This window comes from Tardiphaga sp. OK246 (genome assembly GCF_900188215.1).
GTDB lineage: Bacteria > Pseudomonadota > Alphaproteobacteria > Rhizobiales > Xanthobacteraceae > Tardiphaga > Tardiphaga robiniae.
Map to the genome: position 1 here is coordinate 19,410 of NZ_FZOX01000007.1, position 20,698 is coordinate 40,107.

A 20,698-nucleotide genomic window follows, 5' to 3' on the forward strand; every position below is an offset into this window, starting at 1 on the left:
GTCGTCATGCCTCCGCTGTGCCCATCACTTGAAAGGCACTGATCGGCGGAGGCAGCCCCGGCGGTTTCTCGCCCGTGAAAAATGCAGCGAGATACATCTTTCCAAGCAGATGCCTGGTCTCCAACGCGTCGGGCGCCAGCCGCCCGTCGCGCAAGGCTTGCTGGAATTCCGCAAGTGTAGGAGCCGAGAGGTCCGTATCCGGCACCAAGCGCGCCGCGGTCGCGACCGCGCTGAACTGGACGCCCGCATAAAACAGACGGGTGAGCGCGCGCATCAGTTCGAGTCGATCGCGCAGGCTGCGATCAGGCGGGTGACCAAGCCATGCCTGCAAAAGCACCTCTTCGAGTTCAGGTGACGGCGCAAAATTATCGAGCATGGTCGCCATGTCGACGACGGGATCGTTGCAATAGGCCGACTCCCAATCGACCAGCCACAGACGCTCGCCATCAAACAGAAGGTTGCGCGGCAGGATATCGTTGTGGCTGGAAACCGCCTCGTCGCTATTCCACGTATAGGCGCCACGGAGGTCTGCCAGACGCTGCGTGTGGGCATCGAGCACGCCAGGCGCAAACAGGTTTGTGCGGCAGACATGAGCCCACAGCCGGGCGACGATCTCGGGATATTCGACGAAGCGTCCGAACCTTGGCGTCGCCTGCAGGCGCCGCAGCATGTCTCCCAGAGCTTGCGCCAAAGCGTGGGGGCCGCCGGGATAGGTGTTCAACGGTTGCTCGACGATAAAGTCCATCACCGCCACGCGGGCGACCTCGTCCACATGGTGCAGCCGTGGCGCGATCCCTGCCTGTGCAGCGATGCGCATCGACGTATATTGGTGCGGATTGCGCAGCGGACTGGCAAGGCCCTCCATACGCAAGACGTAACGGCGGCCGCCGGCGGTGACCCGGTAGACCAATGCACCCGAGACGCCACCCGGAATCGGCCGGATGGAATCGATGGTTGCAGAACCGACGGTCGCCCGGAGCGCAGCCTGCGCGATCTCGCGGTGCGTCATCGGAATATTGGAAAGATGCTCTCCGCTCATTGTCCCCCCGGGCGAACCGCGTGGGGACGACGTGTAGCAGAACCGATGACCTAAATCTTCGCGACCTTGGCGACGAGATCCGCCAGCCGCTCTGCCGCGTCGAGCTTGCCGACCTTGCGGGCGCCTGAGGCCATCGCGGTCAACCGCGCCGGCTCGCCGGCCAGCGCCGAGATTTCAGCAGCCAGGCGATCCGGCGTGAAATCGGCCTGCGCGATGCGGAGTGCGCCGCCGGCATCGGCAAGCACACCGGCATTGGCGAACTGATCCTGATCCAGCGCACCGGGCAGCGGCACCAGAATCGACGGCCGCCCGATGGCGCCGAGTTCGGCGACGGTGCCCGCACCAGAGCGCGAGATCACGAGTTGGCTCGATGCGAGACGCGCGGGGAGATCGCTGAAGAACGGCGCGAGTTCGGCCTTGATCTTGAGCTTGTCATAGACCGCGCGCACGCGGCTCATGTCTTCGTCGCGCACCTGTTGCGTCAGCACGAGGCGATTCCACAGCGCCGGTTCGAGACGCTCGATCGCCGGCGGCACGATATCGGCCATGATGCGCGCGCCCTGGCTGCCGCCGACGACGAGCAAGCGGAATGGCCCGGTGAGATCCGGCGCGGCATAGGGGACGGCGGCGGCCGCGAGGATCGCCGGGCGCATCGGAGTGCCTGTCGTGGTGGTCTTCTTCGACAATTCGGGATCGCGGTCGAGCACGCCGGGCAACGACGTCGCGATGGCGCTGACCTTGCCGGACAGCATGCGGTTGGCGCGGCCCATCACGGCGTTGGAATCGTGAATGAGGGTGGGAATGCCGAACAGACGCGCGGCAAACAGTGGCGGCACAGTCGGATAGCCACCGAAGCCGATCACCGCCGCTGGCTTCAGGCTGCGCATCAGATTCAGCGCCATCGCGGTGCCAGCAGCGAGCATGATCGCGGTGCGGGCCAGCGAGAGGGGATTGCGGGAGCGTACCGTCTCGCTCGGCACCACATCGATCATTTCGCGTGAGAACAGACCGCTATATTTCAGCGCACGCGCATCCGTCACGAGCCGGACGCGCAGCCCGCGCTTCATCAGCGCAACGCCGAGGGCTTCCGCCGGAAACAGATGTCCGCCGGTGCCGCCCGCCGCAAGCAATATGAGGGGCGCGGTGCTCATCACGCGTAAGTGCGCGCGACGTGGGCGTCGATCGCCTCGACTTCGGTGCGCGGGCGCATCCGCGTCAAAGCGAGCAGCATGCCGACACTGTAGGCCAGCGAGATCATCGACGAACCACCATAGGAGATGAAGGGCAGCGTCATGCCCTTGGCGGGGATCAGATGCAGATTCACCGCCATGTTGATCGCCGCCTGCACGCCGAACAGGATCGCGAGACCCGAGGCAGCGAAGCGCGAGAACAGATCTTCGGTGGCGTAAGCGCGCGACATCGCGCGAATCACGATGAAGGCGAACAGGCTGAGCACGGCGAGGCACAGCAGGATGCCGAACTCCTCAGCGCCGACGGCGAAGACGAAGTCGGTGTGGCTGTCCGGCAGGCTGCGCTTGGCGATGCCCTCGCCCGGTCCGAGGCCGAACCAGCCGCCATTCGAAAACGCTTCCATCGCGGTATCGACCTGGAACGTGTCGCCCGAGGCGGGATCCATGAAGCGTTTGATACGGCCGGCCACGTGCGGCACCAGGAAGTAAGCCATCAAGAGTCCGCCCGCAGCGGTAGCGCCGAGGCCGAACACCCAGACCATGCGCATGCCGGCGATGAAGAACAGCGAACCCCAGGCCATCAGGATCAGCATGGTCTGGCCGAAGTCAGGCTGCATCACCAGCAGCGACACCAGCATCATCAGCAGGACGATCGCCATCGAGGTCGCCGGCATCTCCGGCTTGCGCGCGGATTCCGAGAATAGCCAGGCGGCGATGACGACGAAAGCCGGCTTGGCGGATTCCGACGCCTGGATGTTGATGCCAAGAATGGTGATCCAGCGCTTGGCGCCCTTCACTTCCGGCCCGATCAGCAAGGTCGCAAGGATCAGCACGATAGAGATCGCGAACACCACAAGCGCCGAGCGCCGGATCTGCCGCGGCGTCATGAAGGACACGCCGATCAGTACGATAATCGACGGCACCAGAAACAGGATATGCCGGTTGAAGAAGTGGAACGGATCGAGCCCGATGCGGGTCGCCACCGGCGGCGACGCCGCGAGCGAGAGGATAACCCCGGCCAGCATCAGCGCGATGATCGCCGCCAGCAGCAGGCGGTCCACGGTCCACCACCATTCGCTGAGCGGCGTGCGTTGTTCGCGAGAGATCATAAGCGCGTCCTGCGGGTCGATGAACTCCTATCGATGGGCCATCGTGGTTGCCAGACGGTTAATGGATTGTGAAAATTTGGCCCCATTCAGGGCGGCCAGCGGCGGGCTGCGACTGCAGGGTGCGTGAAATCGGAATAGTCGATGACGAGATTCGCGCGGTTTTGCGGGTCGTTCTCTTGCAGATACAGGCGCTGGCCTTCGATATAGCGCCGGTTGGACACGGCATCCACATCAGCCGATCCGTATCCGGGGCCGCGACCGGCGCCGCGCGGGATGGTGATGGCGAATGGCGCATCCAGAAAAATCGACAGGTCCCAGACGTCCCTGAGTTCCGGGCGGTGCAGAAAAATGCCATCGAAGACGAGGACAGCATCGGGATCGGCAATCGACCAGCAAGCGGTGACCGGGGCGTTCACGGTGTGATCGAAGATGGCAGGGCAATAGACGCGCGAGCCGCCGGGTCCGAGTGGATCGAGCAGTACTTTCCGCAACTCAACATAATTGTAGGAGTCCGCGTAAAAGCCATGTGGAGACGTTTTCCCCTGCCGGTATCGGATCTCGCGCGTGTTGTGAAAGCTGTCCACAGAGGCGCGGATAATGGGCCGTCCGAGCGTGCCGATTACACGTGCGAGCATGTTAGCGAACACAGTCTTGCCTACACCGTCCACGCCATCGATGCCGACACGGAGGATCGAGCCCGTCGCATGATGCCGAATAAATTCGGCGATCTCTGCGATCAGTGGCGACGTGTCCTTGCGATCATCCGACGGCTCAATCATCAACGCCCCCTGTACGGTGCGATCACATGACCTCGACTGTTGGCTCCCAACAGCCGCGTGATATTCCCTCGACTGAGCCAGAACACGTCGGCTGATACCGGATCGTGAAGATCGCGCCTTAAACCGCCCTCACCCCATCCAGCGCCAGCACCAGTTCCCGAAACCGGTCGCCACGGATTTCAAAGTTCCGGAATTGGTCGAATGACGCACAAGCCGGCGACAGCAGCACGACGGGTTCCGCGAGGCCGGCTTCCGCGGCATCGCGGGCGGCATTGGCTACGGCGACGTCGAGACTGACGCTGATCTCGTACGGCACCTTGCCGTCCAGCGTCTGCGCAAAATCATTGGCCGCTTCGCCGATCAGATAGGCGCCACGGATACGCGGGAAGAATTCGGCCAGCGACGTGATGCCGCCTTCCTTCTGCTTGCCACCGGCGATCCAGAAAATGTCGTTGAAGGACGACAGCGCTTTCGCCGCAGCGTCAGCATTGGTGCCCTTGGAGTCATTGACGAACAGCGTGCTACCCTGACGGCCGACCTGCTCCATGCGATGCGCAAGACCGGGAAAGCTGCGCAGACCTTTCTGCAGAACGGGCGGACTGACGCCCAGTGCCAGCGCTGCCGCCGAGGCACATGCTGCATTCTGCGCGTTGTGCAGGCCGCGCAGCGAGCCGATACCCGCGATATCGACGACATCGCTCTGCGCGCCGCCGGCATTGCGCACGATGGTGCTGCCACGGATGGTGAGGCCATCGGCCAGTGGATGCTCGACGGAGACGCGCACCACACGCTTGCCGGACTGCTCGATCCGATCGGCCGCCTTGCTGCACCAGTCGTCATCGACGCCGATGATCGCCGTGCCGCCCGCCTGCACGCCGGCGACGAGACGCTCTTTCACCGCAGCGTAATGCGCCAGCGTGCCGTGACGATCGATATGATCGGGCGTGACATTCAGCAGGATGCCGACCGACGGATCGAGCGAGGGCGTGAGATCGATCTGATAGGACGACATCTCGATCACATGGACGCGGCCAGCGCGCGGTGGCTCGAGCGACAGGATCGCGGTACCGATATTGCCGCCCATCTGCGTATCGAAACCCGCCTCGCGCATCAGATGCGCGACGAGCGCCGTCGTCGTCGATTTGCCGTTGGTGCCGGTGATGGCAACGAAGGGCGCATCGGGCGCATGCAACTTGCGCTCGCGGCAGAATAATTCGATGTCGCCGATAACCTCGACGCCGGCTGCCTTCGCAGCGACGACTGTCCAATGCGGCGCCGGATGCGTCAACGGCACGCCGGGCGTCAGGATCAATGCGGCAAAGGCACCCCACGCCACCGTGCGCAAATCGGCGGTAATGAAACCGGCCTGCGTGGCCTGGACCATTCTGTCGATGCTGTCGTCACAGGCGATGACTTCGGCGCCGCCCGCCTGCAGCGCGTGGCAGGACGCGAGGCCGGAGCCGCCGAGCCCGAACACGGCGACGGTCCTGCCGGCGAATGAGGTGACGGGGATCAAAGCAACGCTCCGTTTGCTTTCTTGTCCCCTCTCCCCTTGCGGGAGAGGGTGGCGCGTAGCGCCGGGAGAGGGGTGGCAACAAGCGACGTCCGGCGTGCGTGGCACCCCTCTCCCCGGCCCTCCCCCGCAAGGGGGGAGGGAGCACTACGCGCGGCGCTCCATCTCATTTCAATCACCGCAGCTTCAGCGTGGAGAGGCCGACCAGCGCCAGCATCACCGAGATGATCCAGAAGCGAATGACGATCTGCGGCTCGGTCCAGCCCTTCTGCTCGAAGTGGTGATGGATCGGCGCCATCCGGAACACGCGCTTGCCGGTGAGCTTGAACGACGTGACCTGCACGATCACCGACACGGCCTCCAGCACGAACAGGCCGCCGATTACCGCGAGCACGATCTCGTGCTTCACGGCCACCGCGATGGAGCCGAGCATGCCGCCCAATGCCAGCGAGCCGGTATCGCCCATGAAGATCGAGGCCGGCGGCGCATTGAACCAGAGGAAGCCAAGCCCTGCGCCGAGCACCGCGCCGCAGAGCACAGCGAGTTCGCCGGTCCCCGCAACATAGTTGATCTGCAGGTAATCAGAGAACACCGCATTGCCGGCGAGATAGGCGATCATGCCGAACGAGGCAGACGCGATCATGACAGGTACGATAGCGAGGCCATCGAGGCCGTCAGTGAGGTTCACGGCATTGCCGGCGCCGACGACGATGAAGGCACCGAACAGCACGAAGAACCAGCCGAAATTCACGATCACGTCCTTGAGGAACGGGATCACCAGCGAGGAGGACAGCGGATCGCGGCCGAGCTTGACGAAGGCGAAACAGGCGGCACCCGCGATGATGAATTCGATCAGCAACCGCGTGCGACCGGCAAAGCCCTTGTGGCTCTGCTTGGTCACTTTGAGATAGTCGTCGTAGAAACCGACGAAGCCGAAGCCGAGGGTAACCGCCAGCACGATCCAAACATAGGGATTGCGCGGATTGGCCCAGAGCAGCGTGGAGACTACGAGGCCGGACAGGATCATCAGCCCGCCCATGGTCGGCGTGCCCACCTTGACCAGATGCGACTGCGGGCCGTCGGTGCGGATCGGCTGACCTTTGCCCTGGCGCAGGCGCAGATTGTCGATGATCCAGGGTCCGAACAGGAACACGAACAGTGCGCCGGTGACCACTGCGCCGCCGGTGCGGAAGGTGATGTAGCGGAACACGTTGAACACCGGCACGGTGCCCGCGAAGTCGATCAGCCAGTAGAACATTCAGTCCGCCCTATACCGCGGCGTCGTCGAGCGCGGCGTTGCCGGGAAAGCGCTTTTCGAGCGCGGAGACAATCGGTTTCATCTTCGAGCCGAGCGAGCCCTTGACCATGATGGCGTCACCGGCGCGGATCGCGGCCAGCACCTGCGATTCGAGCGCCGCCGCATCCCCGGCATAGCCGCCCCGCTTGCCCGTGGAAAGGGCGTCCCAAAGGTTGCGCATCAGGGGACCACAGCAAAATACCAGATCGATGCCATTGGACTGCACCGCATCCAGCAACCCGGCATGAAGTTTCGCACCATCGGCGCCGAGTTCGAGCATGTCGCCGAGCACCGCAATGCGACGGCCCTTTGGCCCGACAGCCGCAGCGCCCAGCACGTTGATGGCGGCCGCCATCGAAGCCGGATTGGCATTGTAGCTCTCATCGATCAGCGTCGCCTCGCCGCCTGGCACTTCGAGCACATGGCGAGCGCCGCGGCCCGCAGCGGGCACGACCTGCGACAGCGTCAGGGCGGCATGGACGAGATCGGCGCCCATCAGTTCGGCTGCAGCCAGCACCGCCAGCGAATTCATTGCCATGTGGCGGCCGGGCATACCGAGCTTGTAGGTGACGTCATGGCCGAGGATATTGGCGTGCACCGCCGAGCAGGTTGGGTGCAATGAGACGTCGAGCAACCGCGCCTCAGCCTTCTGGTCGGCACCGAACGAGACGATGCGCGAGACGCCTGCCTTCTTGGCGCTCTTCTGCAACCGCGCGAATTGCGCATTGTCGCGATTGAGGATCGCGACGCCATCGGGCTCAAGCCCCAAAAAGATTTCGGCTTTCGCATCCGCGATCGCTTCGACACCGGCGAAGAATTCCAGATGCACCGGCTCGACGGTGGTGATGACGGCGTAATGCGGCCGGACCATCTTCACCAGCGTCTCGATTTCGCCGGCGTGATTCATACCGATCTCGAAGATCGCGAAACGTACATCGGCCGGGCAGCGCGCCAGCGTCAGCGGCACGCCCCAGTGATTGTTGAACGACGCGACCGAGGCATGGGTCTTGCCCTGCGCTTCCAGCACGCGGCGCAGCGCTTCCTTGGTCGAGGTCTTGCCGACCGAACCGGTGATCGCAATGATCGGCGCCTTCAGACGTGCACGCGACGCGATGCCGAGTTCGACGAGCGCTGCGAGCACGTCGTCGACCACCAGCAGGCGCGCATCGGCGGGAAACTTGTCGCGCTGCGCGGCTTCGACGACGGCCAATCCCGCGCCAGCTTTCAGCGCGGCTTCGACGAAGGCGTGGCCGTCATGCACGTCGCCCTTGATCGCGAAATACGCCTCGCCCGGCTTGATGGTGCGGGTATCGATGGAGATGCCCGTGATACCCGCCGGCAGCGCGCCCTGGGTCGTGGCGTGCATCGCGTCGACCATCGCGGCCGATGTCCAAAGAAACTCGCTCATGCAGTCCTCTTGGCAAGCGCCGCTGCGGCGGCCTCGTGATCGCTGAAAGGCAATGTGCGATCACCGACGATCTGTCCGGTCTCGTGGCCCTTGCCGGCGATCAGCAGGACATCGCCGGGCTGCAGACCTTCGACAGCGACGCGGATGGCCTCGGCGCGGTCGCCGATTTCGGTGGCGCCTTTTGCTGCGGCCATGATCGCCGCACGGATGCTTGCGGGATTCTCGCTGCGCGGATTGTCATCGGTGACGATCACGCTGTCGGCATTTTCACTGGCGATCTCGCCCATCAGCGGCCGCTTGCCGGGATCGCGGTCACCACCAGCGCCGAATACCACGACGAGCTTGCGCTTCGCATAAGGGCGCAGCGCCTGCAGTGCTTTTGCCAGCGCATCGGGCTTATGGGCGTAATCGACGAACACCGGCGCGCCGTTGTGCGCACCGACCTGCTCGAGACGGCCTTTGGCGCCTTGGAGATGTTCGAGCGCGGCGAAGGTCTGATCAACATCGCCGCCCGTGCCGATTACCAGGCCGGCCGCGACCAACGCGTTCTCGATCTGAAATTCACCGACCAGCGGCAGCTTGATCTGATGGCTCTTGCCGCGATGCTCAAGCGTGAGTTTCTGCGCGAAGCCTTCGACCGTGGCGTCCACAAGGCGAATACCCTCGCCTGTGCCGTCGCCCTTGCGACCGACTTTCATCAGGCGCAAGTGGCGCGACTGTGCCGCATGGATCACCTGCGGCGAATGTTCGTGATCGGCCGCGATCACGGCGACACCGCCGTCCACGACCAGATTGAGGAACAGCCGCAGCTTGGCACTGAGATAGTGCGCGACGTCCGGATGGTAGTCCATGTGATCGCGCGACAGGTTGGTGAAGCCGGCCGCAGAGACACGCACGCCGTCAAGCCTGAACTGATCGAGGCCATGCGACGAAGCTTCGAGCGCGAGATGAGTCACGCCCTCGCCGGTGATCTCGTCGATCTGCTGGTGCAGCGAGATCGGATCCGGCGTGGTGAGCGAGCCATAGACGGTGCGCTTCGGCGAGACGAGACCGATGGTGCCGATGCTTGCAGAGGCATATCCGAGGCGGCCCCAGATCTCGCGCGCAAAGGATGCGACAGAGGTCTTGCCTGACGTCCCCGTGACGGCGGCAATGACCGCAGGCTGACGCGGATAGAATTTCGACGCCGCGAGAGCCAGCGCAAGGCGCGGATTGGGCGTGCGCACAAAGGGGACGGACAGATCGTCGGGCTTGTGGTCACCGGCGACGGCGACGGCACCTGACGCCAGTGCCTGCGCGATGAAACGCGAACCGTCGGTCTTCGCACCGGCGAGTGCAAAGAACAGATCGCCCGGTTTCACTGCGCGGCTGTCCACAGCAAGTCCGGTGACGGTGACGTCCCTTGCGGACTGCTCCATCACGGCATCAGGGTTGAACAAATCGCGTAGTTTCATGCTGCTCCGGGCAGGCCAGATCGAGGGACACATCGGGTTCCGCAACGCCACGCAAACCGCATTTTGCACCGGCTGTAAAGCGCAGATGCGGCGTTACTGAGTCACCTTGGATGTCGCAAGAATAAGGCGGTCGGACGGCGCCAGATCGAAGCGCGGCTCAAGCCCCAAAAGCGGCGCGATACGGGCGATCACATTGCCCCCCGTCGGCACCGCATTCCAGCCCGAGGTGATGAAACCATGGGTTTCCGGCAGCGCCTTTGGCTCGTCCAGCATCACCAGAACCTGGAATTGCGGATTGTCCATCGGCAGCACGGCGGTAAAGGAATTCAGCACCTGCTTCTTCGAATAGCGGCCGTTGACGACCTTCTCGGCCGTGCCGGTCTTGCCGCCGAGATAGTAACCCTTGGCCCTCGCTTCCGCCTGCCGCGCCGAGCCGACCTCGGCATTCAGGCGCATCATGTAACGCACCTTGTCGCTCGTCTCTTTCTTGATAACACGCTTGCCGATCTCCCGTGCTTCCTCCTCGGTGCGCTTCAGGAAGGTCGGCGGGATCAGCAGCCCGCCATTGATCATCGCATTGACGCCCATCACCGCCTGCAGCGGCGCCACGGCCATGCCGTGACCGAATGCGATGGTGATGGTGTTGAGCTCGCCCCAGCGCTTCGGCACGATCGGCATCGCGCTTTCCGGCAGTTCGGTGCGCAGGCGATCGAGCTGGCCGACTTTCTTCAGGAACGCCTTGTGCGCTTCGACGCCCTGCCCGAGCGCGATCTTCGCAGCACCGACGTTCGACGAGAAAGTGAAGACTTCGGCGAGCGAGATCGGACGCGGCACCGGATGGGTATCGTGGATCTTGAACTTGCCGTAGCTCAGCGGATAGCGCGCGTCATACATCGTATTGAGATTGGCCTTGCCGCTATCGAGCGCCATTGCCAGCGTTAGGGTCTTGAAGGTCGAGCCCATTTCATAGACGCCGGTGGTCAGGCGGTTGATGCGGTCGGGATCGTGCGCTTCCTTCGGATTGTTCGGATCGAAGTCAGGCAGCGAGACCATGGCGACGATCTCGCCGGTCTTCACGTTCGACACCAGACCCGATGCCGCCTTGGCGCTGTACTTCGCCTTCGCCTTGAGCAGTTCATCGCGCAGCGCGTGCTCGACGCGCAGGTCGACGGCGAGTTCGACCGGCTTCTGCAGACGATCCGAAGCAAAGCCCGCGCGATGCAAATCCGCGAGGCCATTGCTGTCGAGCCATTTCTCGATGCCGGCAATGCCCTGATTGTCGATATTGGTCAGGCCGATCAGATGCGACACCGCCGCGCCGCTCGGATAGACGCGCTTGTTCTCGCGCAGGAAGCCGATGCCGGGAATGCCGAGGCGATGAATGTCGCGCTGCTGCTGCGGCGTGATCTCGCGCTTCAGCCAGGCAAAGCCCTTCTTGCTCATGATCCGCTCGCGCACTTCGGCGCCGTCGAGATCGGGCAATGCGCCAGTGAGCAATTCGACCGCTTCGTCCTTGTCGATGATGCGACGTGGCTCCGAGAACAGCGATGGTGACTTCACGTCGGTCGCCAGGATCGCGCCGTTGCGGTCGACGATATCGGGACGTGCGGTGGCGATAGCGTCACGCGTGGAGCGGCGCTCCGCATGGGTGTCGCCATTGACGGCGAACATGATCAGACGCACGGCAATGATGCCGTACACGCCGCCGAACGCGATCATCGCAAGACCGACGCGCGCGCGAGCTTTCGCTGCACGATCGACGTTGCGTCCGTAGAGCAGACTGCGGATCAGACGCTGGCGCCAGGGCTCCGGCGGCCGGGTGATCGGTTTGTTCGGGTCGAGTTGCGGACCTGTCACTGCGGATCCTCCGGCGCCGGCAACGAGCCGGTCACGATATCCGGATCGATGGTGTGGATCATCGCGCCGATCGGATCGGGCTCACCGGGCTTGGCAAAGTTCGGCGGCCGATCTGGCAGATTCTTCATCGTGTCGAATTGCTGCGCCGTCACCGGCTGGAGCTTGAGATGACGTTCAGCCAGACCCTGCAGCCGCATCGGCGCATCCAGCTTGGCCCATTCGGCGCGCAGCGACGCGATGGCATCGCGCTGCTCGCGAATATCGGCGTGCAGGCGCAGCACCTTCTCGGTGCGCACGGTGGATTCCATCTTGATGCGATAGACATAGGCGGCGGCGAAGACGAGAACGGCGATCACGAGAAGGTGGATGATCCGCATCGTCAGCCTCCCCTCATCACGGAAGCGAGCGTCGGCCAGCCCGGCAACGGGCCGGCATCCTGTGCCGGCGCATCGGTCCGCTCGGCGCCGCGCAGCTTCGCGGACCGCGCGCGCGGATTGGCCTTGAGTTCTTCGTCGCCAGCAGTGATCGGGCGCTTGTTGACCAGCGAGAAGCGCGGCTTCGATTGCGCGACCTCGGGCAGATGCCGCGATCCGCCGCCGGTCTTGCTGCGCTCGGTCATGAAATTCTTGACGATGCGGTCTTCCAGCGAATGGAACGAGACCACCGACAGCCGGCCGCCCGGCTTCAGCACGCGCTCGGCGGCGGCGAGCGCGGTGTGCAATTCATCGAGCTCTGCATTAACGAAGATGCGTAGCGCCTGGAATGTCCGCGTCGCCGGATGGATTTCGCCGGGCTTGGCCCACACGACCTTCTGCACGATATCGACGAGCTGTTTCGTCGTTTCGATCGGCGCTTCCTTGCGCGCCGCGACGATCGCGCGCGCAACGGAGCGGGAGTGCCGTTCCTCGCCGAAGATATAGATGATATTGGCGAGATCGGCCTCGGAGGCCTTCGCCACCACATCGGCCGCGGTCGGCCCGTGCTGGCTCATGCGCATGTCGAGCGGGCCGTCGAAACGAAACGAGAAGCCGCGTTCGGCCTGATCGATCTGCATCGACGACACGCCGACATCCATCACGACGCCATCGACGAGCGGCTCGCCCTGCGCAGCACACACATCAGCGAGATTGGAGAAGCGATCCTCGACCAGCGTGAGATGGCCGTCAGATGCGTCGACCAGATCGAAACCACCGGCGATGGCGGTCCGGTCGCGATCGATGGCGATGACCCGGGTTCCTTCCGTCGCGAGGATCGTGCGGGAGTAACCGCCGGCGCCGAACGTGGCATCGACATAGATGCCCCCGGCCCGCGGGCTCAGCATGTCGACAGCTTCAACGCCGAGAACGGAGATATGTCTTGTATCGGGCGTGCTCATGGGCGCGCCGGCCGGAGGCGTGCAGACAGCGCGTTCCGTTCCTTCGCATCGAGGCGCAAAATCAAGCTGGACACCAACAGGCCCATGTCGCCTCAACTGTCGGCGCGCCGCCTGGCTTTTCCTCCTGAAAAGCCCGGTCGCCGCGCGATTGCGGGTTCCATTCGACGCGCCACCCGCGTTTGGCGCGGGAAAGGCCGGACGTCCGCATGGATTTGTCGGGATTGCCATGGGATTTGAACGTCAAAATGGAACTTTGGCCGCCCTTTTCAGGTTGGCTCTTCACCACTCAGTAACGGCACTTAGCGTTAAGAAAGCGTTGATGGGTTGGAGAGCAATCGATCAATTGCAAATGCCGGTTTCATCGTAGTGCTGATGCTTTAAGCCCACAGTGGATAAAAATGGGGCAAAACTGTCATGCAGTCGTTGCATAGCAAGGTGTCGGTCGAGGATAGTACGCGCCTGCGGCGCAACCGATATCTGTCGCTGTTCTCGTGACTGATTTGAGTTTTCTGATGGCTTCACCTACGTCCGCACCCGCTGGATCCGACTCCAAGCGTCAACGCGCCCTCCCGATTCCCAAGGGCGCCGCGGACATGCCGACCTTTACCCCGGATTCATCCGTCGTTTCCGACGTGATCCCGTCGCCGAATTTCGGTGACCGTAACAAGGGCCTCGTGCCCGATATGATCGTGCTGCACTATACCGGCATGCCCGATCCGGAAGGCGCGATCGCGCGCCTGTGCAGCGCGGGCACCGATGTCTCTGCGCATTACATTGTGCTCGAGGATGGCCGCATCGTGCAGACGGTGCCGGAAGCCAAGCGAGCCTGGCACGCCGGCGTCGGCTTCTGGGCCGGCGAAGAGGACATCAATTCCTGCTCGATCGGCATCGAGATCATCAATCGCGGCCATGACTGGGGCTATCCGGATTTTCCGAGCCGGCAGATCGCCGCCGTCACCGCGCTGTGCCGCGGCATCATGCTGCGTCATGACCTGCAGCCGCATCGCGTGCTCGGCCATTCCGACGTCTCGCCCTCGCGCAAGAAGGATCCCGGCGAAAAATTCCCGTGGCACTCGCTGGCCAATTCGGGCGTCGGACACTGGGTGATGCCGGCGCCGATCGTGCGCGGCGAAACTATGAAACTCGGCACTGCAGGCGACGACGTATTGGCGCTGCAGCATGCCCTGGCGCGCTATGGCTACGGCATCGAAACCGATGGCCAGTACAATGCCCCGACCATGGAAGTGGTCACCGCCTTCCAGCGCCATTTCCGTCCCGAGCGCGTCGACGGTCTCGTCGATCATTCGACGCTGACCACGCTGCAGGCCCTGCTCGCCAGCCTGCCCAGCGAAGCGACAGCCTAGATCTCCGGATCGGTCATCTCGTCCAGCTCAGCCAATCGCCGCGCGTAAAGCCGGCGCAGTGGCTCAAGTTGTGTGGCCGCACTGGCCCGATGATACGCATCGCGGGCGGCATCGCGCCGGCCAAGACGGCGCAACAGGTCGGCGCGCACCGCCGGCAGCAGATCGTAGCCGTCGAGTCCGCCCCTCGCCTGCAATGCGTCGACCAGATTCAAGGCACGCAGCGGACCATCGACCATCGCTACCGCGGCGGCATGGTTGAGCTCGATCACCGGCGATGGCCTGATCCGCAGCAGGACTTCGTAGAGCCCAGCGATCTGCGGCCAGTCGGTGGCTTGATAGCTTGGCGCCTGCGCATGCAGCGCGGCGATCGCGGCTTGCACTACGTAGTCATCGGGTCGGCCCGGAGCGTGCAACGCGTCCTCGACCAGCCGCAATCCCTCGACAATCTGTTGGTGATCCCACAGCGACCGATCCTGCGCTTCCAGCAGCACGATATCGCCATCTCCCGTCGCACGACCGGAGCGGCGCGCGTCGTGCAGCAGCATCAGCGCCAGCAGGCCTTTGATCTCGCGGCGCTGCGGCATCAGCGCATCAAGCAAACGAGCCAGCCGGATTGCTTCCCGCGCCAGGTCCGGCCGCATCAGATCGTCACCTGATGTGGCAACGTAGCCTTCGGTGAAAACCAGATAGATCACGGCCAACACGCCGCGCAGGCGCTGTTCGAGCGCATCTCGCACAGGCACTTCATAGGGAATTCCGGCGATGCGGATCTTCTGTTTGGCTCGGACCAGACGCTGCGCCATGGCGTCTTCGCCGATCAGAAACGCCCGTGCCACCTGAGCGGTGCTCAATCCACAGACGGTTCGCAGCGTCAGCATCACCTGCACCTCCACGGCGAAAGCCGGATGGCAGCAGATGAAAATCAGCCGCAACATGTCGTCGTCGAGAACCGCGTCATCACAGCGATCGTCATTTGCGCACGCATTCAGCAACAGCTCGTGCGTCACCTGTTGCTGCTTGCCGCGAAACGAGACCAGACGCCTGACACGGTCAATCGCCTTGTTGCGGCCGACATTGACAAGCCACGCACGCGGATTTGCCGGCGGCTCGGCGGTTGGCCATCTTTCAAGCGCAACCGCGAAGGCATCCTGCAACGCATCTTCAGCCAAATCGAAATCGCCGACGAGGCGGATCAGCGTCGCCAGCGCGCGACCCGCCTCGTTGCGAAAGATCCTGTCGATTTCGGCCAGCGTCATGGTGTCAGTTATAGACCCAGATCGGCCGCACCTCGATTGAACCGACCCGCGCACTGGGAATCCGCGCCGCAATCGCCAGTGCGGCATCGAGATCCTTGGCGTCGACCAGATAGTAACCAGCGAGCTGTTCGCGCGTCTCGGCGAACGGACCATCGGTGGTGAGCATCTTGCCGTCACGCACCTGCACCGTGGTCGCTGTGGTCGTCGGTTGCAGCCGGTCACCGGCCTTGAAATTGCCGCTCTGGACGATGGACTGGGTGAACGCGCCATATTCCTCAAGCATCTTCTTGCCTGTGGCGGCGTCCATTTTCGCGTATTCGGCTTCGTTCTGGTAGATCATCAGCAGATACTGCATTGCGTTCTCTCCTCTTGAGCGGCGCATTCGCCGTGACATGGGCATGATCGGGTCCGAAAACTGGTTGCCACTTTCCGGGATCATGCGGTCAGTCGAACGAACCGGCAGCAGAACGACATCTTCAGGATAATTTATTTTGGCAAAGACTGCGCGCGTTCCTGGCTTGACGCCACGGCCCTGAGCCTCCATGCCTGTGCCGTCAGTCGGCTGGACGGCCGCTCCCGCTACGGTCGAAAGGCTGCGGGAGAGGAAAGTCCGGGCTCCATCGACATACGGTGCCGGATAACGTCCGGCGGGGGTGACCCCAGGGAAAGTGCCACAGAGAACGAACCGCCCTCCTACGCAGCTTCGCTGCTTCGGCGCGACAGGCCCTCGGGCTCGCCACGCCGCAACCCGCAAGGGTGAAGGCGGGTAAGGGTGAAAAGGTGCGGTAAGAGCGCACCGCGTATCCGGCAACGGAAACGGCATGGCAAACCACACCGGGAGCAAAACCGAATAGGGACGGCAAAGCAGTCAGTTCGCTCACCTTGAGCGATAACACTGCGGGGCAATGTCTTGCTCGCTGTCCGGGTAGGTTGCTTGAGGCCATAGGCAACTATGGTCCCAGAGGAATGGCCGTCACGTATCGCCGGTGCAAATCGGCGATGCCCTACAGAACCCGGCTTACAGGCCGGCTGATAACTTTCTGAACAACGAAGGGCCCGGCGCAAAACGCCGGGCCCTTCGCCAGTTCTGGCGCCGGTGACCGCACATAAATCTGCTTCAGTCCCGTCCTGCCTGAATGATCGCCTCTGCGAGGCGTGCAGGATTGCTGAAGAACATTTCATGGCTGCCCGGACATTCGACCAGTCGAAACAGACCAAGACGTTCGGATAGTCGCGGATGCCATGGCAGGCTGTGTGGCAGCGCAATGTCCTGCTGACAATTCACGTAGGATTTCCCGACCGCAAGTTCGGCGAGAGGCTTGCTCAGCGAAATCTTGTCGGTGAATGTCTTGTAGGGATGCGGATTGAGTTGCTCATAGGCCGACTTCGCCAGTCCGAAATCGGCATCGTTGATAAAAGCGTCACGCCAGATTTCGAACGGCAGCATCACCGCGTTGTTGTTGGCGGCAGCGATGGAATCGAACAGACCAAGGTAATGCGGGGGCACCATGTCGTTGAGCGACTGTCCGTCCAGCGGAACGAAGGCGTTGACATAGACCAGCCGCTTGATGCGTTCTGCCATACGGTCCGCGACGCCTGAAATCACCATGCCGCCATAGCTGTGTCCGACAAGGCGTATGTTCCGCAGATCTTCCTTCTCGATGTAATCCGCGATCGAAGCGATGGCTTGCGTCAGTCCAACACTGCTGCGGTCGTCATTTGCGTTGTTGCCAGCGACCGTCGGGCAATGAACCACATGCCCGCTCGCACGCAGATGACCGGCGACCGCGTCCATCTCCTTCCCCGTGTGCCAGGCGCCGTGAACCAGGACGTATAGATCTGCCATGCAATCCTCCCGATGTTTCCCGGACATTCATAAACACCGACATGCCGGGCAGATGGCCGGATTGTGCCAGCCCAATCGACGATTTGCGTCACAGGCTATCGTCGGCGCCTGAACTCGCCAGGTGTCACACCCAGATATTTGCGGCACTGGCGGATAAAATGTGATGGATCCGTCAGGCCGACCTTCTGGCCGATGCCACCGATACTCACACGGTCGAAGCGCGGCTCGGCCAGCATCTTGCGGGCCATTGACATACGGCAGTCGGCAAGCAGCCCGCTAAAGGTCACGGACGCGCTGGCGAGACCGCGATGCAGCGTGCGCTCCGAGATTTGCAGTTGCGCGGCAATCGACGCTGCAGTGAGGCCGGGCTCGGCATAGCGTTCGCGCAGAGCGCGACGAATCCGATCAATTAGCGCGGCCGTGCCGGACGTCTCCGCCGGCGACTGCGTCACATCGCCTTCCAGTGTCAGAGCCAGCAGGGCTCCCAATTGATCGACGAGGAGAGGCGCCGGCAGCGGACTGCGAACGGCCAGCTCCGGTGACCATTGCCGGACGAAGCCGCTCAGTGCCAGTCCCCAGCCAGACTGTCCATCAATCACCCGGCCAAGATGCTGCTCGGGCGCGGTAAGCCAGCGCTCGACCCATCCCATCGGCAGCTCCAGCGAAATCGTGTCCGACGTCACCGGAAAATGAAATTCATAGGGGCGCCGCGAATCCACCAGGAGAAGATCATGGGGGCGCAACATCGCCGTTCTCTCGCATTGCGTGGCCGACCAGTTCCGGTCGGTCTTGCAAAGCAGATAGTAAAAATTGGACTGGCCGCGCGCGATGGCGCGTCTGGTGCGATAGACATGCTGGGGATCGCCTCGAACTTGATTGACCCCAATCACATCGAGCTGCCCGCGCTGTAGTTCGGACGCAAAGCTCGCGGACGCGAGGCTCGCGATATCCATCTCCAGAAAACCTTCGCAGACCGCGGAAATCCAGTAATCCAGCCGTCGTTCCGGCTCGACGAGAGCAGTCGACCATGTCTGAATGTCCGGCGAGCTATCCATCGTCGAGCCCCAATACGGTCTATACTGGTCGCAGGATCGACAGAGTGTTGCGCAAAGCAGGAACTGTCAACGAGATCCGATTTTGCGACGACGGGCGCCACCGCGCGAGCGTCGCCACAATCGGTTCGCCCCACGGGGGGACGAAGGCATTGACGACATGCGCCGAAATGCGAACGAGGGCCAACGGCGGCCCCCGTTCCTTCCTGATATCATTCCGCCGCGGCGGTGCGATCGAGATCCAGCACCTGACGCTCGAACAGACCGCGATAGATGCCACCCGGTCGCGCTGTGAGCGTGGCATGGGTGCCCTCTTCCGCGATGTGCCCGTGATCGAACACCAGAATGCGATCGAGGCTGCGCACGGTCGACAGGCGATGCGCGATCACGATCGAGGTGCGGCCTTTCATCAACCGCTCCATCGCCTCCTGGATCAACGCCTCCGACTCTGAATCGAGGCTCGATGTCGCCTCGTCCAGAATCAGCACCGGTGCGTCCGCCAGGAATGCACGCGCCAGCGCGACACGCTGCCGCTCGCCGCCCGACAGTTTCACACCGCGCTCACCGACCAGCGTGCCGTAGCCTTTCGGCAGCCGGGTGATGAAGTCATGCGCATTCGCCAGTCGCGCCGCCTGTTCAATCGCTGCCATGCTGGCGCCGGGCCGGCCATAGGCGATGTTGTCCGCCAGCGAACGGTGAAACAGGATCGGATCCTGCTGCACAATCGCAATCCGGCTGCGCAGCGATTCCTGCGTGACATCGGCGATGTTCTGGCCGTCGATCATGATCTGGCCACCCGACACATCGTAAAGCCGCTGGATCAGCTTCACGAAGGTCGTCTTGCCGGAGCCTGAACGCCCAACCAGACCGACGCGTTCGCCGGCGCGGATGTCGACCGACAGCCCGTCATAGAGCGGCGTGGCATGACCGCCATAGTGGAACGTCACGTCGTCGAACAGGATGCGCCCGCCGGTGATCGCAATCGGCTGCGCATCCGGCGCATCGGCGATGCCGAGCGCGACATCATGAATCGCGACAAGCTCCTCCATGTCGTTCACCGAACGCTGCAGGTTGTTGATGTGCATGCCGACATCACGCAGATAGCCGTGGATCACGACATAGCTCGTCAGCACATAGGTGACATCGCCTGCCGTGGCCTGACCTTGCAGCCACAGCCACAACGCACCGCCGATCACCGCCGTGCGCACGCAGAGCAGCACTGCGAGCTGCACCGTGCTCGTGGTGTTGTAGCGATACCATGTGCGCGCCACGCGCACGCGCCAGCGGCCGATCACCTGCCCCAGCCGACCGTCCTCACGGCTTTCCGCGCCGAACGATTTCACAACGGCGTTACAGGTCAGGGCATCCGCCAGCGTACCGCCAACCTTGGTGTCCCATGCATTCGACACGCGCGCGGCCGGCGCGATGTAACGCGTGGAGAACCACACGGTCATCGCGATATAGGCCACCGTACCGACAGCGATCACACCGCCCAGCGCCGGCCAGTGCCAGCCGAGCAGCAGCATCGAGCCAAGCAACACCACCAGCGACGGCAGCAGCGCCATCAACAGCGTGTCGTTGAGCAGATCGACCGCCCACATTCCGCGCGTGACCTTGCGCACCGTGGAGCCCGCAAAGCTGTTGGCGTGCCAGTCGGTCGAGAAACGCTGCACGCGCGCGAATGCCTCGCGCGACAGATCCGACATGATGCGCAGCGTGAACGGAACGATGGCGTGGATGCCGAGTAGCCGCAGCAGCATCGACGTCGCGCCAACCGCCACGATGGCGCCAAAGGCTGTGAATGCCGCCTGCCGGGCCGCCGGATCGGCGCCGCCTTTGGTGACGGCATCGACCAGTTGCCCGGAGAACAGCGGCATAAACAGATCGGCCACCGTTGCGCCCAGCAGACCGACAGCAACCGTCGCCGCCCGTCCGGGCTGCCGGAACCAATGCCGGATCACGAAAGGGATCACCACGCGGATGGCGGCGGCGCGGTCCTTCGATTTCAGAGTCATGACTTCATCCGGCAGCGCCCCTGCGCAGACCGGCTCCATGGTTTGACGCGCAACGGCGGGGCCGAACGCGAGCGTCCTAAAAGTACAGAAACGGGAAAGATCAGGATGGTCGGGACATCAGGCCCGACCGGCAGAGGCGGAACC

The 20,698-nt window shown here is 63.3% G+C and carries 17 protein-coding genes and 1 other RNA gene; 2 read left to right on the forward strand and 16 right to left on the reverse strand.

What is annotated here, in order from left to right; translation table 11 throughout:
- Window positions 1-4: 4 nt before the first annotated feature.
- From CHC01_RS26390 to rsmH, 11 genes are all read right to left on the reverse strand, one after another.
- On the reverse strand, window positions 5-1,039 hold the full coding sequence (locus tag CHC01_RS26390) for a phosphotransferase (protein WP_089267345.1): 1,035 nt from the start codon (window positions 1,037-1,039) through the stop codon (window positions 5-7).
- Between the two features lie 50 nt (window positions 1,040-1,089).
- Complete coding sequence (gene murG, locus CHC01_RS26395; protein WP_089267346.1) at window positions 1,090-2,193, reverse strand: undecaprenyldiphospho-muramoylpentapeptide beta-N-acetylglucosaminyltransferase; 1,104 nt, start codon at window positions 2,191-2,193, stop codon at window positions 1,090-1,092.
- Window positions 2,190-3,338 (reverse strand): putative lipid II flippase FtsW, encoded by a 1,149-nt coding sequence (gene ftsW, locus CHC01_RS26400; protein ID WP_089267347.1) that lies wholly within the window; start codon window positions 3,336-3,338, stop codon window positions 2,190-2,192. Before ftsW ends, murG begins: the two co-directional genes overlap by 4 nt.
- Window positions 3,339-3,424: 86 nt before the next feature.
- Window positions 3,425-4,117, reverse strand: a complete 693-nt coding sequence (locus CHC01_RS26405) for a nucleoside/nucleotide kinase family protein (protein WP_210421716.1) — start codon at window positions 4,115-4,117, stop codon at window positions 3,425-3,427.
- A gap of 118 nt (window positions 4,118-4,235) precedes the next feature.
- On the reverse strand, window positions 4,236-5,633 hold the full coding sequence (gene murD / locus CHC01_RS26410; RefSeq protein ID WP_089267348.1) for a UDP-N-acetylmuramoyl-L-alanine--D-glutamate ligase: 1,398 nt from the start codon (window positions 5,631-5,633) through the stop codon (window positions 4,236-4,238).
- 172 nt (window positions 5,634-5,805) lie between these two features.
- Window positions 5,806-6,888 carry a phospho-N-acetylmuramoyl-pentapeptide-transferase gene (gene mraY, locus CHC01_RS26415; RefSeq protein WP_068732324.1) on the reverse strand — a complete coding sequence of 361 codons (1,083 nt, stop codon included), beginning with the start codon at window positions 6,886-6,888 and terminating at the stop codon, window positions 5,806-5,808.
- 10 nt (window positions 6,889-6,898) lie between these two features.
- Window positions 6,899-8,335, reverse strand: coding sequence for a UDP-N-acetylmuramoylalanyl-D-glutamyl-2,6-diaminopimelate--D-alanyl-D-alanine ligase (locus CHC01_RS26420; protein ID WP_089267349.1), 1,437 nt, complete (start codon window positions 8,333-8,335; stop codon window positions 6,899-6,901).
- Window positions 8,332-9,789: a UDP-N-acetylmuramoyl-L-alanyl-D-glutamate--2,6-diaminopimelate ligase gene (locus tag CHC01_RS26425; RefSeq protein ID WP_089267350.1), complete on the reverse strand. Its 1,458-nt coding sequence runs from the start codon at window positions 9,787-9,789 to the stop codon at window positions 8,332-8,334. Before CHC01_RS26425 ends, CHC01_RS26420 begins: the two co-directional genes overlap by 4 nt.
- A gap of 93 nt (window positions 9,790-9,882) precedes the next feature.
- Window positions 9,883-11,646, reverse strand: a complete 1,764-nt coding sequence (locus CHC01_RS26430; RefSeq protein WP_244558531.1) for a peptidoglycan D,D-transpeptidase FtsI family protein — start codon at window positions 11,644-11,646, stop codon at window positions 9,883-9,885.
- Entirely contained in the window at window positions 11,643-12,023 is a 381-nt protein-coding gene (ftsL, locus tag CHC01_RS26435; protein ID WP_089267351.1) for a cell division protein FtsL, read from the reverse strand. The genes CHC01_RS26430 and ftsL overlap by 4 nt, the downstream gene beginning before the upstream one ends.
- Window positions 12,024-12,025: 2 nt before the next feature.
- Window positions 12,026-13,021, reverse strand: a complete 996-nt coding sequence (gene rsmH / locus CHC01_RS26440) for a 16S rRNA (cytosine(1402)-N(4))-methyltransferase RsmH (protein ID WP_089267352.1) — start codon at window positions 13,019-13,021, stop codon at window positions 12,026-12,028.
- A gap of 512 nt (window positions 13,022-13,533) precedes the next feature.
- On the opposite strand from rsmH, the gene CHC01_RS26445 reads away from it, so the two are divergent.
- Complete coding sequence (locus CHC01_RS26445; protein WP_089267353.1) at window positions 13,534-14,385, forward strand: N-acetylmuramoyl-L-alanine amidase; 852 nt, start codon at window positions 13,534-13,536, stop codon at window positions 14,383-14,385.
- Here CHC01_RS26445 and CHC01_RS26450 read toward each other — a convergent pair.
- Both CHC01_RS26450 and CHC01_RS26455 read right to left on the reverse strand, forming a co-directional pair.
- A complete protein-coding gene (locus tag CHC01_RS26450) occupies window positions 14,382-15,641 on the reverse strand; it encodes an RNA polymerase sigma factor (RefSeq protein ID WP_089267354.1) in 1,260 nt (419 codons plus the stop codon). The two genes, CHC01_RS26445 and CHC01_RS26450, sit on opposite strands and share 4 nt — an antisense overlap.
- 4 nt (window positions 15,642-15,645) lie before the next feature.
- On the reverse strand, window positions 15,646-15,996 hold the full coding sequence (locus CHC01_RS26455) for a YciI family protein (protein WP_068732310.1): 351 nt from the start codon (window positions 15,994-15,996) through the stop codon (window positions 15,646-15,648).
- A gap of 199 nt (window positions 15,997-16,195) precedes the next feature.
- Between CHC01_RS26455 and rnpB the strand changes: the two genes are divergently transcribed.
- Window positions 16,196-16,678: RNase P RNA component class A (gene rnpB / locus CHC01_RS26460), an RNA gene on the forward strand.
- A gap of 80 nt (window positions 16,679-16,758) precedes the next feature.
- Here rnpB and CHC01_RS26465 read toward each other — a convergent pair.
- The 3 genes from CHC01_RS26465 to CHC01_RS26475 form a co-directional block, all read right to left on the reverse strand.
- Window positions 16,759-17,487 (reverse strand): alpha/beta hydrolase, encoded by a 729-nt coding sequence (locus CHC01_RS26465; protein WP_089267355.1) that lies wholly within the window; start codon window positions 17,485-17,487, stop codon window positions 16,759-16,761.
- 95 nt (window positions 17,488-17,582) lie between these two features.
- On the reverse strand, window positions 17,583-18,542 hold the full coding sequence (locus CHC01_RS26470; RefSeq protein ID WP_089267356.1) for an AraC-like ligand-binding domain-containing protein: 960 nt from the start codon (window positions 18,540-18,542) through the stop codon (window positions 17,583-17,585).
- 209 nt (window positions 18,543-18,751) lie between these two features.
- On the reverse strand, window positions 18,752-20,554 hold the full coding sequence (locus tag CHC01_RS26475) for an ABC transporter ATP-binding protein (protein WP_089267572.1): 1,803 nt from the start codon (window positions 20,552-20,554) through the stop codon (window positions 18,752-18,754).
- Window positions 20,555-20,698 lie beyond the last annotated feature (144 nt).

What these genes read in the sequence shown, in the direction of transcription:
- CHC01_RS26390 (WP_089267345.1), bottom strand. Translation starts at nt 1,039, where the DNA reads ATGAGCGGAGAGCATCTTTCCAATATTCCGATGACGCACCGCGAGATC.
- ftsW (WP_089267347.1), bottom strand. Translation starts at nt 3,338, where the DNA reads ATGATCTCTCGCGAACAACGCACGCCGCTCAGCGAATGGTGGTGGACC.
- CHC01_RS26405 (WP_210421716.1), bottom strand. Translation starts at nt 4,117, where the DNA reads ATGATTGAGCCGTCGGATGATCGCAAGGACACGTCGCCACTGATCGCA.
- mraY (WP_068732324.1), bottom strand. Translation starts at nt 6,888, where the DNA reads ATGTTCTACTGGCTGATCGACTTCGCGGGCACCGTGCCGGTGTTCAAC.
- CHC01_RS26420 (WP_089267349.1), bottom strand. Translation starts at nt 8,335, where the DNA reads ATGAGCGAGTTTCTTTGGACATCGGCCGCGATGGTCGACGCGATGCAC.
- CHC01_RS26425 (WP_089267350.1), bottom strand. Translation starts at nt 9,789, where the DNA reads ATGAAACTACGCGATTTGTTCAACCCTGATGCCGTGATGGAGCAGTCC.
- ftsL (WP_089267351.1), bottom strand. Translation starts at nt 12,023, where the DNA reads ATGCGGATCATCCACCTTCTCGTGATCGCCGTTCTCGTCTTCGCCGCC.
- rsmH (WP_089267352.1), bottom strand. Translation starts at nt 13,021, where the DNA reads ATGAGCACGCCCGATACAAGACATATCTCCGTTCTCGGCGTTGAAGCT.
- CHC01_RS26445 (WP_089267353.1), top strand. Translation starts at nt 13,534, where the DNA reads ATGGCTTCACCTACGTCCGCACCCGCTGGATCCGACTCCAAGCGTCAA.
- CHC01_RS26450 (WP_089267354.1), bottom strand. Translation starts at nt 15,641, where the DNA reads ATGACGCTGGCCGAAATCGACAGGATCTTTCGCAACGAGGCGGGTCGC.
- CHC01_RS26455 (WP_068732310.1), bottom strand. Translation starts at nt 15,996, where the DNA reads ATGCAGTATCTGCTGATGATCTACCAGAACGAAGCCGAATACGCGAAA.
- CHC01_RS26465 (WP_089267355.1), bottom strand. Translation starts at nt 17,487, where the DNA reads ATGGCAGATCTATACGTCCTGGTTCACGGCGCCTGGCACACGGGGAAG.
- CHC01_RS26470 (WP_089267356.1), bottom strand. Translation starts at nt 18,542, where the DNA reads ATGGATAGCTCGCCGGACATTCAGACATGGTCGACTGCTCTCGTCGAG.
- CHC01_RS26475 (WP_089267572.1), bottom strand. Translation starts at nt 20,554, where the DNA reads ATGACTCTGAAATCGAAGGACCGCGCCGCCGCCATCCGCGTGGTGATC.